This window comes from Streptomyces ipomoeae 91-03, from assembly GCF_000317595.1.
Classification (GTDB): Bacteria; Actinomycetota; Actinomycetes; order Streptomycetales; family Streptomycetaceae; genus Streptomyces; species Streptomyces ipomoeae.
Genome location: NZ_AEJC01000056.1, coordinates 81,417 through 95,770, shown reverse-complemented (window position 1 = coordinate 95,770; position 14,354 = coordinate 81,417). Strand labels below are relative to the sequence as shown.

General features: G+C 69.9%; 11 protein-coding genes, 1 tRNA gene and 1 pseudogene. 6 read left to right on the top strand and 7 right to left on the bottom strand.

Going from position 1 to position 14,354, the window contains the following annotated elements; translation table 11 throughout:
- Positions 1–19 precede the first annotated feature (19 nt).
- Positions 20–301 (top strand): annotated as a pseudogene (locus STRIP9103_RS51175) (thiopeptide-type bacteriocin biosynthesis protein); the annotation flags it as partial.
- Between the two features lie 49 nt (positions 302–350).
- Here the strand turns inward: STRIP9103_RS51175 and STRIP9103_RS03235 are convergent.
- The 3 genes from STRIP9103_RS03235 to STRIP9103_RS03225 form a co-directional block, all read right to left on the bottom strand.
- Entirely contained in the window at positions 351–698 is a 348-nt protein-coding gene (locus tag STRIP9103_RS03235; protein ID WP_009297389.1) for a hypothetical protein, read from the bottom strand.
- Between the two features lie 112 nt (positions 699–810).
- A tRNA-Arg gene (locus STRIP9103_RS03230) sits at positions 811–883 on the bottom strand.
- 403 nt (positions 884–1,286) lie between these two features.
- A complete protein-coding gene (locus STRIP9103_RS03225) occupies positions 1,287–2,105 on the bottom strand; it encodes a helix-turn-helix transcriptional regulator (protein WP_009297319.1) in 819 nt (272 codons plus the stop codon).
- Between the two features lie 237 nt (positions 2,106–2,342).
- On the opposite strand from STRIP9103_RS03225, the gene STRIP9103_RS49730 reads away from it, so the two are divergent.
- Complete coding sequence (locus tag STRIP9103_RS49730) at positions 2,343–2,579, top strand: aldehyde dehydrogenase family protein (RefSeq protein ID WP_009297311.1); 237 nt, start codon at positions 2,343–2,345, stop codon at positions 2,577–2,579.
- Between the two features lie 662 nt (positions 2,580–3,241).
- Here STRIP9103_RS49730 and STRIP9103_RS03215 read toward each other — a convergent pair.
- Positions 3,242–3,937 (bottom strand): TetR/AcrR family transcriptional regulator, encoded by a 696-nt coding sequence (locus tag STRIP9103_RS03215; RefSeq protein WP_009297366.1) that lies wholly within the window; start codon positions 3,935–3,937, stop codon positions 3,242–3,244.
- Positions 3,938–3,998: 61 nt separating this feature from the next.
- Positions 3,999–4,376, bottom strand: a complete 378-nt coding sequence (locus STRIP9103_RS51170) for a hypothetical protein (RefSeq protein WP_048819588.1) — start codon at positions 4,374–4,376, stop codon at positions 3,999–4,001.
- A gap of 75 nt (positions 4,377–4,451) precedes the next feature.
- Between STRIP9103_RS51170 and dctA the strand changes: the two genes are divergently transcribed.
- The 4 genes from dctA (at position 4,452) to STRIP9103_RS03190 (ending at position 9,167) form a co-directional block, all read left to right on the top strand.
- Entirely contained in the window at positions 4,452–5,867 is a 1,416-nt protein-coding gene (gene dctA / locus STRIP9103_RS03205; protein WP_009297395.1) for a C4-dicarboxylate transporter DctA, read from the top strand.
- The gene (locus tag STRIP9103_RS03200) at positions 5,867–7,018 is read left to right on the top strand and encodes a glycerate kinase (RefSeq protein WP_009297340.1); all 1,152 of its coding nucleotides are present in this window, start codon (positions 5,867–5,869) and stop codon (positions 7,016–7,018) included. The genes dctA and STRIP9103_RS03200 overlap by 1 nt, the downstream gene beginning before the upstream one ends.
- A 42-nt stretch (positions 7,019–7,060) precedes the next feature.
- Complete coding sequence (locus tag STRIP9103_RS03195) at positions 7,061–7,960, top strand: LysR family transcriptional regulator (RefSeq protein ID WP_009297391.1); 900 nt, start codon at positions 7,061–7,063, stop codon at positions 7,958–7,960.
- A gap of 112 nt (positions 7,961–8,072) precedes the next feature.
- Positions 8,073–9,167 carry a tartrate dehydrogenase gene (locus STRIP9103_RS03190; RefSeq protein ID WP_009297290.1) on the top strand — a complete coding sequence of 365 codons (1,095 nt, stop codon included), beginning with the start codon at positions 8,073–8,075 and terminating at the stop codon, positions 9,165–9,167.
- Here STRIP9103_RS03190 and STRIP9103_RS03185 read toward each other — a convergent pair.
- Both STRIP9103_RS03185 and STRIP9103_RS53000 read right to left on the bottom strand, forming a co-directional pair.
- Positions 9,157–9,987 carry a hypothetical protein gene (locus STRIP9103_RS03185; protein WP_009297372.1) on the bottom strand — a complete coding sequence of 277 codons (831 nt, stop codon included), beginning with the start codon at positions 9,985–9,987 and terminating at the stop codon, positions 9,157–9,159. The genes STRIP9103_RS03190 and STRIP9103_RS03185 overlap by 11 nt on opposite strands.
- Before the next feature lie 587 nt (positions 9,988–10,574).
- Positions 10,575–14,003 (bottom strand): LCP family glycopolymer transferase, encoded by a 3,429-nt coding sequence (locus tag STRIP9103_RS53000; RefSeq protein ID WP_063747257.1) that lies wholly within the window; start codon positions 14,001–14,003, stop codon positions 10,575–10,577.
- Positions 14,004–14,354 lie beyond the last annotated feature (351 nt).

Genomic DNA, 14,354 nt, shown 5'->3' with positions numbered 1-14,354 from the left:
CAAGGAGGGGGGACTGCGGTTGCGCACCGAGCACCGCGCGGCCGGCCTGTTGGATCGCCTCGTCGCCGATGGGCTGGCCAGCGGCTGGTGCGTCGGCATCTATGAGCCGGAGCCCGAAGCGTTCGGCGGCCCCGAGGGGATGAACGTCGCACACGACGTGTTCTGCGCGGACAGCCGTGCCGCTCTGGTCGAGACCGGCCGCCCGGGTGCCAGGGAGCGCAGTGTCCTGCTGCTCTCCACCATGATCCGGTCGGCTGGCCTGGACCCCTTCGAGGCCGGCGACGTCTGGGCGAAGATCGGCGCGCTGCGGCCACCCGTTACCCCGCCTACCCCCTCGCTGCTCCCTCGGATCAGATGCCGCGCGGTCGGCGGCCTTCCTGCCAGGCCCCGTCAATCGCTGCAGCGGCCGTGTCTCCAGCCAGCTGCTCGATCTCCTCGGGAACCTCCCGCTCGTCGAGCACAAAGAGCCGGCCACCGACGAGCTGGGTGGTCGCCTTCCAGCCGAGACGACGCCCCGCCTCCCGAGCGGCACGCCGGACGTCCTTGAGCTCGCCCATCTCCGCGAGATCGTCGCTGCTCAGGATCAGATGCCCGTAGTAGCCCTGGTACTCGGGCTTGAGCGCGGCCCGCATCAGCGACTCAAGGCGGTCGATCAACTTCTCGTACCGGCGCCGGGCCAGATCATCCTTGACGGGCATCCTGCCAGCTCCCCACCGTCCGCGCGCATGGCATGTGTGCCATATGTGTGCTGCAAGCGCAGGAGCCCTCCCGTCCGCTGGACGGAAGGGCTCCTGACCTGGTGCTTTGCTGTGCCCCCGGCAGGATTCGAACCTGCGACACCCGCTTTAGGAGAGCGGTGCTCTATCCCCTGAGCTACGAAGGCGGGGGCTTGTAGAAAACCTTGGAGAAAATCCAGGAAACGGATCTTCGGCGAGGATCACAAGCCCGCTGGTCAGACATGGTGCGACGGCCTCCGCAGTCTTGCTTGAGCAGACAACGCGGCGCACCAACGGCCGACCAGGGACAGCGTAGCGGATACGCGCCAGCGAGCGGCATCGGTACGGCATCGGTATAAGACGCAGATGGGCAGGGCGTCAGGCTAGAGCGCCTCTGGCCTGCTGCTTCTGTAGTCTGCGCCGATTGATTGGTGGACGCTGAGGGGCCAGGGGCCGAGGGCGGTAGGTCCGTTCTGCTCCCTGCGTCGGCTTGTGTGTGTTGGGGGGACTTGGCTCTGTCTCTCGAGGCCTGGCCTGGCAGGACCACGTTGAACCAGGCCTAAAGGACGCTCAGGCGGTTGCCGAGCTCGTCTCTCCGTCGGATTCCGATGCTGCGGCGGGAACTTCTTGACCGGCCGGGTCGGGTCGGTTGGTAACCCAGCTCAGCAGCATCCCGAGGGCCTCAGCCGTCGGTGAGCCGGGCTGCGGCAGGTAGGTGAGCAGTGAGCGATCGGGGCGGGTGGGCACGGTCAGCACGTGGTAGTCGAACTCGAGCGTGCCGACGACTGGGTGCACGATACGGATGACGCCCAGCCGCTTCTCTCGTACGTCGCCGGTCGCCCACAGCTGCCGAAACGGCTCGCTGCGGATGGCCAGCTCACCGACCAGCGCCGCCAGCTTGGCGTCGTCGGGCCGGCGGCCGGTCAGCAGGCGCAGTTGAGCGACCGACTCCGCGGCCATCGCCTCCCAGTTCGCGTACCGTGCTCGGGCCTCTGGGTGCAGGAACAGCTGTCGTGCCGCGTTGCGGGGCTGCGGCATGCCGCTCACGTCGAACACGGCCTCGGCCGCGGCATTGGCCGCCACGATGTCGAGGCGGGCGCCGAGCAGCATTGCGGGCGCGTCCCCCATGGCTTCCAGCAGCCGGACCAGCGGCTCGTCGGGCACCACTCTCGATGCTTGTCGCGTGGTTCTCGCCTCGGCGTCGGCTCGACGAGGTCGGGCCAGGTTGCGAAGGTGCTCGGTCTCCACGTCCGAGAGGGAGAGCGCCTGCGCGACAGCTTCGAGCACCTGGTCGGAGACGTGCGCGATACGCCCCTGCTCCAGGCGTTGGTAGTAGTCCGGGCTGACCCCGGCGAGCAGGACGACCTCCTCGCGTCGCAGCCCCGGCACCCGCCGCCGTTTGCGACTGGGGGGGGCAGCCCCGCCTGTTCAGGCGTGATGCGCTCGCGTCGGGTGCGCAGGAACTCACCGATGGTCGTCTCCACCCCATCGACGGTATGCCGCCGACAGCTCTGCCTGGCTCTGCTGGACCCAGGTAACAGTGGACCTTCCTCGCGGCTCGTCGGTGGACGAACGGCAGACCCGCGCCTTCCACACGGGACGCGCGGAGAGGAAGAGGAGTTCTCCATGGCAGTTCAGGATCAGTCAGCCCCCGTGATCGAGCGGGACCTGTTCATCGGCAACGAGTGGCGCCCGAGCGCGGACGGCCGCTCACAGTCGCTGGTCAACCCGGCGACGGAAGAGGAGTTCGGCAGGGTCGCGCCGGCGTCGAGTGCCGACGTGGATGCCGCGGTGCAGGCCGCGAGGCAGCGACAGCCCTCGCCGCCGTCGAAGCCGGCCACGCCCTGGGCAAGACCGTCCTGAAAGTGCGGTGACGGACGCAGTACAACCGGCCTGCACGCCGGCGGACGCCTGAGGGGCGCCCGCCGGTGGCGGAGTACGCAGACCGATGTGCCGGCACCCCTGGGCAGTCATCCATCCCGACGAGACGCGCAACGAGAAGCCCTCTCGCCATGGCGGGAAACGCGCCGCCTCGGCCATCAGGTTGCGGTGGCGGTGTGGGCCCGGTGTTCGCGGATCTGGCCGTTAGGGTGCGCTGGTAGTCCACCGACAGCACCGACCACGTCAGCCCCTGATGCCACACCGGGACCTGCGACTTCGACTTCGCCGCAGCTCACCGATGCTGAGGTCGGAGGCACGGGCGGCTGATCATGAGTCTGCCCCTGCGCCGGGCGTCGGGGCTCCTGCGGGAAGCCTGAGTGGATGGCAACCCCACGTGCTCGCGCATGTCACGCTCACCTTCGTGAACATCGGCGCAGAGGATCATCTGCGCCACGGCTGCGACGCCCCCGTCGTCCACCGGCGAGCCACCTGGCAGACCTGGTACGACGACGGTGCCGTCCGACGCCGATCCGCAACCGCCCACAACTACGCGCCCTTGACCTGCTCCACGGGAAAGCCGTCCCCGCTTGAGCCCCCTTCCCGACATGCTGCCGTCGTGCTCCGTCTCGGCATGGCTCCCGAGGTCAGCTGCTCTTGCCCGGTGTCGGCGTGGCAGTGCTCTGGCCGGCGCGGAGCATGGCCTTGTAGAGGGGTTCGTGCCCGGGCGAGGCGGGCAGGGGGCCGCGCGCCGGGGTCTCCAGGGACTGGATCAACAGGGCGACGACGCGGCGCCAGGCGTCGGGGGCGGTGTCGCCGGTGGCGTTGACGACGCCGGCGTTGGCCATGTGGATCAGTACCAGGTCGGAGGGGTCGAAGTCCTCGCGCAGCCGGCCGGTGGCCTTGGCGCGATCGATGAGGCGCAGCATGCCCTCGTACGCCTCGTTGCGGCGCTGTTCCAGGACCTTGGCGGTGGGGAAGGTCATGGTCAGGACGTCGGCGAAGCCGTTGTCGGCGGCCTGCATGGCGCAGGCGGCCTCGATGTATCCGACGAAGCCGTTCCAGGGGTCGGGGTCGTCCAGGGCGACGGTGACCGTGTCGGCGTAGGCGCCCATGCGGTCGGAGAAGACGGCGTCGACCAGTTCCTCCTTCGTGGGGAAGCGGCGGAACATGGTGGCGATTCCCACGCCTGCCTCGCGGGCCACGGAGGCCATGGAGGCGTTCAGGCCGTCCTTCGCGAACACTGTGCGCGCGGCGGCGATGATCCGCTCCCGGTTGCGCTCGGCGTCGCTGCGCAGGGGCTGGGCGGCGGGACCGTCGGAGTGCTGGGTGCCAGGGTTCATACCAGCCAGTCTAGCAATCGGATTGCCCTATCCATTTATGGAGCCGCCTGCGGGCAGGCGCTCAGCACTGCGCCGCGTCCTCGGCGTAGTGCTTTGCCACCGTCGTGCTCAGCAGGGCGGGCAGCCCCGATGACGGCCACGGTCCGGACCTCCATGAAGCCCTTCGCTGCATCGCCCACGGAATTTCGTTGCCGCATCCAGTCCGCATCCAGTCCCGGTCGGTGTGCCACATGGGGTGGTGCGGGGCCGCGTTGGAGGTCGGCACGACGCCCTGGAACCCCACGGCGAGGCAGCGGTCGACGACGAACTCGGCGATGTCCTTGCCGACCGCGTCCTCCTCGAAGCGCGCCAGAAGCGGGGTGACGGAGCCTTTGGCCTGTGCCGGTACTGATAGGCGCGGCCTATACGGGGCATCGATTTTTGGTCGTGGACCCCCCATCTGTGGCCCGGTTCACTGTGGCGAAAGTCGGCGCGGACCGATCGGGCTCGGTGTCGCGCGATCAGGGAGGCCGCAATGACGCATACCCCGGGCAACGGACGAGCCGAACAGGCCGCGCGTATCGCGGCGAAGCCGTGGTACCGGCAGTTGTACGTCCAGGTGCTGGTGGCGATCGTGATCGGCATCGTGCTGGGCTGGCGGTGGCCGGATCTGGCCACCGGCATGGAGCCGATCGGCACGACGTTCATCACCGCGATGAAGATGCTCATCGGCCCGATCGTCTTCCTGACGATCATCGGCGGCATAGCCGGAGTCGCCGACCTGAAGAAGGTCGGACGCACCGGCATCAAGGCGCTGACCTACTTCCAGGTCGGCACCATCGTCGCCCTGCTCACCGGTCTCGTGGCGATCAACCTCTTCCGGCTCGGCGACGGAGTGCACGCCGACCCGTCGACACTGCGGACGTCGGGTGACGCGAGCCAGTACATCGAGAAGGGTGAGCACCAGCACTGGTGGGAGTTCCTCACCAACCTCGTGCCGAACAGCTTCTTCGGCCCGTTCGTCGAGGGCGACATCCTCCAGGTCATCTTCCTGGCCGTGACCTTCGGCATCGCGCTGAAGATGGTGGGGAGGACGGGCGAGCCGATCATCGCGGCCGTGGGGCGACTGACCGAGGTCGTCTTCAAGGTCCTGTCCTTCGTCATGAAGGCCGCGCCGCTGGGCGCCTTCGGCGCGATGTCGTACGCCATCGGGAAGTTCGGCCTGTCCACGCTGACCAGCCTCGGCTCGCTGATCCTCCTCTTCTACGTCACCTCGGCGCTGTTCGTCGTGGTCGTGCTCGGCGGTGTGCTCGCCCTGTACGTGCGGCTGAACATCTTCCAGCTCTTCCGCTACTTCAAGGAGGAGTTCTGGCTGATCCTCGGCACCTCGACCGCCGAGCCCGCGCTGCCCGGACTGATGCGCAAGATGCAGTTCATGGGGGCGGAGCGGTCCACGGTCGGGCTGGTGGTGCCGACCGGCTACAGCTTCAACCTCGACGGCGCGGCGATCTACCTGTCGCTGGCCACCCTCTACATCGCCCAGGCCACCGACACCTCCCTGTCCATCGGGCAGCAACTGGGGCTCCTGGCCGTCATGTTGCTGACCTCCAAGGGCGCGGCAGGCGTCGCGGGCGGTGGTTTCATCGCGCTCACCGCGACGTTGTCGACGGTCGGTACCGTCCCGGCCGCGGGCATCATGCTCATCTTCGGCATCGACAAGTTCATGTCGGAGTGCCGGGCGCTGGTGAACTTCTTCGGCAACGCCGTCGCCACCTTGTTCGTCGCCAAGTGGGAGAACGGCCTGGACCTGGAGCGGGCCCGGCTGGTGCTGGCCGGCAAGGCGGGGGAGCCGTCCCTGACCACCGAAGCCGAAGACGTCACCACAGAGGCCGACGACGTCCGGCCGGTTGCCGCGGCCTCTGCCCCGCAGACCGCCCAGGTGACGCCCTGATGGTGTCCGTACTGATCGCCCCGGACAAGTTCAAGGGCTCCCTCAGCGCCGACGAGGTCGCCCGCGCACTGGAACGCGGGCTGCTGGAGGCCGCCCCCCTGACTCGGGTCGTCCGACTCCCGTTGGCGGACGGGGGCGAGGGGAGCGTGGCCGCCGGCTGCGCGGGCCGGTTCCGCTCCGAGAAGATCACGGTGACCGGGCCGACCGGCCGGCCCGTCACGGCCGAGGTCGCGGTGCGTGGCCGTACCGTTCTCATCGAGGCGGCGGCCATCTGCGGGCTCGGCGTTCTGCCGGGCGGGCGCAAGGCGCCGCTCACGGCCACCAGCCGGGGCATCGGCGAGGCTGTCCGGTACGCGCTGGCGGGCGGGGCGGACACGATCGTCCTCGCGCTCGGCGGGGTCGCCACCACCGACGGCGGCGCGGGCCTGCTGCAGTCCCTCGGCGCGACGCTGGGCGGGGAGGACGGCACACCGATCGGCCCGGGCGGCGGAGCACTCGCCGCTCTCCGTACGGTCCACCTCGCCGAGGCCCGCGCGGCCCTGGCGGGTGTCGACCTCGTCCTCGCCACCGACGTGGACAACCCGCTGCTCGGGACGACGGGCGCGGCGGCCGTCTACGGTCCACAGAAGGGGGCGACCGCGAGCGAGGTGCGGGAACTGGACGACGCGCTCGCCGACTTCGTACGGCGACTGCAAGCGGCGGGCGTCGCAGAGGCAGCAGGTCTTGCCGATGTCCCCGGTGCCGGGGCGGCCGGCGGGCTCGGGTATGCCGGGATGCTGCTGGGCGGGCGGGTGCGGTCGGGGGCCGACTACTTCCTCACCCTGCTCGGTGCCGACGAACTGCTGGCCGGGAGCGACTTCGTCGTCACCGGCGAGGGCAGCCTCGACGAGCAGTCCCTGTCGGGCAAGCTGCCCATCGCGCTCGCCCGGCGGGCCCGCCGACTCGGGGTGGCGGTGCACGCGGTGGCCGGCCGCTGCACTCTTCCCGCCGACAGGACCGCCGCCCACTTCCGCTCCGTCCAGGCCCTGACGGACCTGACCGACCAGGACAGCGCGAACGACAGCGCCCTGTCGGCGCGACTGCTCGCCCAGTGCGGGCGAACCCTCGCCGACCGCTGGATCGGACGCGGAGGAACGGAAACCGGTAGATAGGCTCGCTCCGCCCGTCGTACCAGCACAGAGCGGGGAGACGCCGTGGACGCCCGGCAACTGGAGTACTTCCTCGCCATCGTCGAGCACGGTGGTTTCAGCAAGGCCGCCGCCGCCCTCCACGTGGCCCAGCCGTCGCTGTCCCAGGCGATGGCGAACCTGGAGGCCGACCTCGGGGTGGCCCTCTTCCACCGGGTGGGACAGGGCGTCGTACTGAGCGAAGCCGGTGCGGAACTACTGGAGCCGAGCCGGCGCGTGCTGCGGGACCTGGCCGCCGTACGGGACACCGCGGCCGGGCTCGCCGGGCTGCACGGCGGCAGCGTCGAGGTCGCCACCATGCCCTCGCCCGGCATCGAACCGCTCACCACCCTCATCCACCGCTTCACCGAGCTGCATCCGTCGGTGACGGTGCGCACCCAGGCCGCCTTCACCCCGGACGAGGTCGTCTCCCTGGTGCGCAGCGGCGCCTGCGAACTGGGCCTGCTGGGCAGCGCCGCACCTGTGCACCCGTCCGGGCTGGACGTCCTGCACGTCGAGGACCAGCCGTTCGTCGTCGTCGCCGCGCCCGGCGGGACGATCGAGGACGACGTCACGATCCGGCCCGAGGACCTGGCCGGCCAGAAGCTCATCGCCTCCCGCACCGGCAGCCTGATGCGCAGCATCGTGGACGACATCACCGCGGGCGGCACCGGCACGGAGATCGTGACGGTCGTCGACCACCGCACGTCGATCCTGCCGCTGGTCCTCACCGGGGTGGGCGTCGCGGTCCTGCCCTCCTCCTGGACCCGGCTGGCCCGCCGGTGCGGTGCCGTGGTCGCTCCCATCGAGCCGACCGCCCACCTCCATGTGGCGATGGTCAGCCTGCCCGCGCACCTCACACCGGCCGCGCGGGCGTTCCTCACTCTCACCAGGTCCTTGGCGGAGCGGCGGGCACGCCCCGCGTGACGCCGGACCGATCGGCCACGCCTATACGTCGTATCGAAAGCAGGTCTTGGACGCGCCGCGACGCCGGTGTGTTGACTCGAACCGACCGCACGACAGCGAGCCGGAGGCACCCATGACAGCCGCACCCCGCACGTTCCGCATCGCCGCCATCCCCGCCGACGGGGTGGGCAAGGAGGTCGTCGCCGCCGGACGAGCCGTCCTGGACGCCCTGGCCGAGAACTCCCAGGACTCCGCCGCCCCCTTCGCCTTCGCCTGGGAGGAGTTCCCCTGGGGCTGCGAGTACTACGAGCGCACCGGCAAGATGATGGACGAGGACGGCCTCGACCGGCTCAAGGACTTCGACTCGATCTACTTCGGCGCGGTCGGCTGGCCCACCGTCCCCGACCACATCAGCCTGTGGGGCCTGCGCCTGAAGATCTGCCAGAACTTCGACCAGTGGGCCAACGTCCGCCCCGTGCACTTCCTGCCGGGCGTCCAGAGCCCGTTGCGCAAGGCCGACGACACGGACCTCGACTGGGTCGTCGTCCGCGAGAACAGCGAGGGCGAGTACGCGGGCCTCGGTGGCCGCAACCTCGGTGGACGCGGACACGGCGGTGAAGTCGCCGTCCAATCCGCCCTGTTCACCGAGGTGGGCTGCGAACGGATCATGCGGTTCGCCTTCGATCTGGCCCGTACGCGCAGCCGCCGCAAGGTCTCCTCGGTGACGAAGAGCAACGCCCAGCAGTACGGCATGGTCCTGTGGGACGACGTCTTCAAGCGCGTCGCCGCCGACTACCCGGACGTGGAGACGGAGAGCGTGCTCGTGGACGCGATGTCCGCGAAGTTCGTCCTCAAGCCCGAGGATCTCTCGGTCGTGGTCGCCTCCAACCTCAACGCCGACATCCTCTCCGACCTCGGCAGCGCACTCGCCGGCAGCCTGGGCCTGGCCGCCAGCGCCAACCTCAACCCCGAGCGCCGCTTCCCCAGCATGTTCGAGCCGGTCCACGGCTCCGCCCCGGACATCGCGGGCCAGGGCCTGGCCAACCCGATCGGCGCGGTCGGCAGCGCCGCGCTGATGCTGGAGCACTTCGGCCTGCCCGACCAGGCGGCCCGCCTGAACAAGGCGATCGAGGCCACGACCGGTGCGGGCATCCTCACCCGCGACGTCGGCGGCACGGCCACGACCGAGGACGTGACCAAGGCGCTGATCGACGCACTCAACGCCTGACGGTCCGAAAGCGAGCCCTGACCGCCGCCGCGCGATCCAGGGAACGCAGGCCGAGGCGACGGGCGGCGTCCTCGATGCGCCCGGTGCGTTCGAACTCCGCGACCGCCGCCCAGGCGGTGATCGAGGACGGTTTGACGTCCTCCTCGTCACCAAGACCGATGCGCCTGAGGAGGTCGCCCAGGGCGACACAGGCACGTGCCTGCAGGTAGGCATCGGAGCCGTGCCGGTCGGACACGGCCAGGCGGGCGTTCGGCGCGGATTCCTTGCGGAGCTGCCGTGCGCTGACGAACTCGGCGCGACTGGTGAGGACGTTGAGGGCCCAGTCGTCCAGGGGGCACCAGCGTGCGTCCACCTTGGTGGAGCCGTGCATCCATACGCGGCGATGGCTGACGTCGAGGTCTCGTACGCGGATGTGCCCGATCTCGCCGCTGTGACCGCCGGCCGGCGGCCGGACACCATCGATCGCACGGGCGGGCAGGACGATGTCCCGGGCGGGGTCGGCGTCGCTCGGTCCGAGTTCGCGCAGGGTGCGGTAGGCGGTGCGGACTACTGAGCGGCGTAGCCGCATCGTGGCCGCCGCGGAGTCGGTGACACGACCGTGGCGGCTGTGGCCGCGGGCGGTGACGAAGTCCTCCACCGGATCGGCGGTGACATCGCCGAGGACGACGACGCCGCGCAGTTGCATGGAGCGCTCGCAGCGTTTGAGCAACAGACCGAACTTGTCGAGGGTCTGCTCGGTGAATTCGCCGCGGGCGGCCATGGTCTGCCAGGCGCCCTGGACACGGTCGAACGCGTACGTGAGAGAGGGGTCGCTTCCCACAGTGAGGGCCCTTCGCCGGGGTGGCACCAGCACAACCGGCTCTGATCCCTCAGCAACAGGATCCGCGAGCGGAGTGAGCTGCCCCGAGTTTCGTAGCGGCCGGTTTACGTGCCGTCAGGCGGCATTCGAGGTGGCCAGGCAACGGTAGTACGCGGCTTCGAATTCCTCGGGTGGGATGTAGCCCGAGAGCGGAGTGCGGGCGCTCGGTGTTGTATCAGCCGACCCACTGGACGACGGCGCGTTCGACCTGGTCCGCATCTCGCCACGGGCCGTCGTCGACACCCCTCCGGACAACGAGCCCACGATGCTCGGTGATCTTGGCGCGGTGACACTCATCATGTCGGGCCACGGGGTCACGGGGGCGTGTGGTCACTCCTGCCGCGACTGCGGCGTCTCGCCCCGGCTCTCGTCCTGGGCAGCCCTGAGGCGAACGCCTCGACGAGGCGGCCATCTCGCGGATCGCTCCAACGCCAAGGCGAGCGTTGCCCGATGCGGCACTACTGAGGATCTTCGTGCAATGGCGCGCCCCGACTGATGGTCCCCGCAGCTCAGGGCAGCCGTTTCGACGTGACATCACGCGGTGAAATTCACTGGTTGGTGACGGGCAGGTCGTTCCTCAGCTCCCTGAAAAGCCGATTCGCCCGTGCGGTGTCCCACAGCACGGCGATGCCCTTGGCGGTGTGGAGGTCCACATCGGACGCGGGCACGTTGATCTGCCTGCCGCCGCCCCCCGTGACGTTCCGCAACGCCTGGAACATCGCGGCGAGTTCCGTCAGACCCGTGCCCTCGTCGACGACGAGCGTGTCGAGGCCCGCGTCCGCGGCCGGAAGAAGCCTGGACGGGGTGAATGCGACGTCGGACCGGGTGGCTCGCTCGGCGAGCGCGGCCAGGAACTTCTGCTGGTTCATCGTTCGGCCCAGATCGCCCTGGGCCTCCTGTTTGCGTTGCCGGACGAACGCGAGCGCCTTCGCACCGTCGAAGACCTGGCAGCCGCGCTTCACATCCAGGCCCGAGTCCTTGTCCTTGATGTCACGGTCCATACACATCTCCACGCCACCGAGAGCGTCCACGACGCGGACGAAACCGCCCAGACCGATCTCCGCGTAGTGATCGACGCGCAGGCCCGTGTTGTGCTCAATGGTCTGTACGAGAAGTTCGGGGCCGCCCAGGGTGTACGCGGCGTTGAGTTTGTCCCGGGAAGCGGGGAGGGACTTGCCGGTCTCGGGACGGAGGGTCCGAGGGATGGTCACCCATGAGTCGCGCGGCAGACTCACCATCGTGGTGCCGTGCGCGCCGGTGTGCAGGAGGATCATCGAGTCGGTGCGGCTGCCCGCGAACGAGCCGGTGTGCAGCTTCCTCCTGGCCGCCTCGGTGAGGCCCTCCCGGCTGTCGGACCCCACGATCAGATAGTTGGTGCCCCTGCCCTCCGGGGGACGGATGCCGACCTCGCCCAGATCGACCTCGCGGTTGAGGGTGAAGTCGGCCCAGAGGTAGGCGCCGACCGGAACCAGCAGCAGCGGGAGGGCTAGCACGAGCAGTGTTCGCGCGATCCGGCGGTTCCGGCTGCGGTGGACACGGGCCGATCGCCGCCGCGGGTGGGTGCTCCCGAACGCGGGCGGGCCGTTCCCGCTCCCCGGCGCCCGGTTCGTGGGCTCCGGCACCGACGCCCACGGTTCGAACAGGTATGGCACAAAGCGCGGTTCAGGTATCGCCGCCCGTCCCGCGTTCCGGTCGGCGTCGGACGACGCGCTCAACCCGTCGGCCAGGCCCGGTGATCCGTTCCGTTCGAGGCGCCGTGAAGCCGTTCGGACGGGCGCACCGCCTGCGGACGGACCATCGGTGCGGTCAACGGCGGGTGCATCGGCCGCCAGTCGTCGGCTGTCGGTCCCGAGCCCGGCGGCGTGACGGAAGACCCGGTGACGGCCGGTCGCTTCGCCCATGGCTTCGGCGTGGGGGGCTGCCGTACGGGACTCTTGGTCGGCCGTACCGGCGCGGTGCGGACGCTGCCACTTCAGCCGCCCGCCGACCACCAGGGTGACCACCGACTGGATGACGACCAGGTACATCAACTGCCGGTAGACGAAGAGCTGGAAGGGCATGGTCCACAGATCCCTCGTCGGTTCACCGTCCAGCCGCAGCGCGTACCGCGCGCAGAACACCTCCATGGCGAGGAAACCGAACCACACCGCTGCGGCCTGCACAGGGTTTTCGAAGAGTGCCCCGTACACAGCGAAGACGTCGATGACCGGCGCGAACAGTGGCAGTGCGACCTGGAAGAGCGTGACGTAGGTCAGCCCGCGGCGGCCGAAGCGTCCGGCCGGGCCCCGTTCGACAAGGGCACGGCGGTGCTTGCACACGGCTTGGAGAGTGCCGTAGCACCAGCGGTAGCGCTGCCGCCACAACTGGCGCAGCGAGACGGGCACCTCCGTCCAGCCGATCGCGGACTCCTCGTAGGCCGCCTGCCAGCCGGCCCGCCACAGGGCCATCGTGAGGTCGGTGTCCTCGGCGAGCGTGTCCTCACTGACGCCGCCGACGTCGATCAGAGCCTCCCGCCGGAAGGCGCTGATGGCACCGGGCACCGTCGGAATGCACTTGAGCACGTCGAGCATGCGGCGGTCGAGGTTGAACCCGAAGACGTACTCCAGGTGCTGCCATCTGGCGAGCAACCGGTGCCGGTTGCCGACCTTGGCGTTGCCACTGACCGCGCCGACGGCCGGGTCCGCGAGCGGCTGGATGAGGCGGTACACGGCGTCGGGCTCGAGAACGGTGTCCGCGTCGATCATGACCACGATGTCGTGCATCGCCCAGGCCAGACCGTGGTTGAGGGCGGCTGCCTTGCCGGAATGGCACCGGCGTATCACCGTCACCCGCGGATCGGCGATACCTTCGACGATGTCGGCCGTTCGGTCCGTCGACCCGTCGTCGATCACCATGATCTGCAGATGCGGGTGGGTGGAGGCGAGCAGCGAGCGGATGGTGGATCCGATCCCCGCCTCCTCGTTGTGCGCGGGGACGAGGACGGTGACCGGATCGGCGACCTCCCGTGGACGGGAGCCGCCGTGGCCGGTCGCGGCACGGTCGATGCGCCGGACATGCGTGCGGGCCATGAGGACGAGCATCAGCAGCCGCAGTACGCCCAGCACCCCCACCGCCACGAGCAGCCAGGTCATGCCGTCGGCCAGCATCTGCCCGGCATCCGCGGCCCGCAGCAGAACGACGCCCTCCCGTCGCTCGCCGGCGGACGCCCGCGGATTGGCCGGGGCCCAGCCGAGCCCGTCCGTCACGGTGGTGAACACGTCGGCGTCATAACCGCGGAGCAGCCCCTTGGCCTCGCCGTAGCCCAGGTCGGTGTGGGCGAACTGGCGGATCGCGCCCCGGGCAGGACTCCGGGACGAGGGGTCTGCGGCGACCACCACATACCCGTCCGCGGCGGCGCGCAGCGCCGCCTTCCATTCGGCGCCGCACAGTGTGTCCACGGCAGTGGTCCCCGGCATCCGCAGCAGCGTGGTGCGAACTCCGGCGGCACCCGCCAACGCCCGCTGGCTGAGCGACAGTTCGAGGCGGCCACGGGTCCGGGACGCCGGGCCCAGGGCGGCGCCGCTGTAGGTGCGGGACCCGATCTCATGGCGTTCGGCGAGGATGCGGCGTACGAGCTGCGGGTAGTGGGCCATCCGGGAGCCGTCGAGGAAGAAGGTGGCGTGTGCCCGGTGTTCGTGCAGCAGGTCGAGCAGGCGCGGGGTCCAGACGGGGTCCGGGCCCCCGTCGAACGTGAGGGCGACGGTACGGGCGGGCATCCCGGCCGACAACACCCGGTCACCGCTGATACGCAGCACCGGGCCGCCTTCGTCCACGCTCTTCGGAACGGGCCCGGTGCAGTCGAGCCGCGCCCGCGAGGCGTCCACCTCATTGTGGCTCCACCCCTCGAAGAGCAGGGCGGAGAGCAGCACGGAGATGGCGAGGACCAGTAACGGCCAGTGCCCGCGGGGGGCATGACAAAGAGCGTGCCGGCCCTTCATACGACAGCGCTCCCACTCCCCACCGATGTGGCTTCGTTCAGGGCGCCCGGAACCCAGCGCTTACCACCCATCGGTCCCCCTCAAGTGAGACACGCGACCGGTCACCGCGACGGAGAACCGTTGCCCGGGCCATCACCCGCAGGGGTGCGTCTGTGCCGGCTCGTGTACGGAACGCCGCGGCGTCGACCGACCTATTGACGAGCGGTCACCGGTCGGTCAGCAGCAGAATGCGGGACCAGGGAGTGGCGCGTCCTCTGCCGGAAGGGTGGTTCACCTCTTCCGATCTATAGAGCGAACGTGGGCGCGAGTGATCGGGGGAAGAAGCCGAGAGAACGGCGGCCTGTGAGCGGC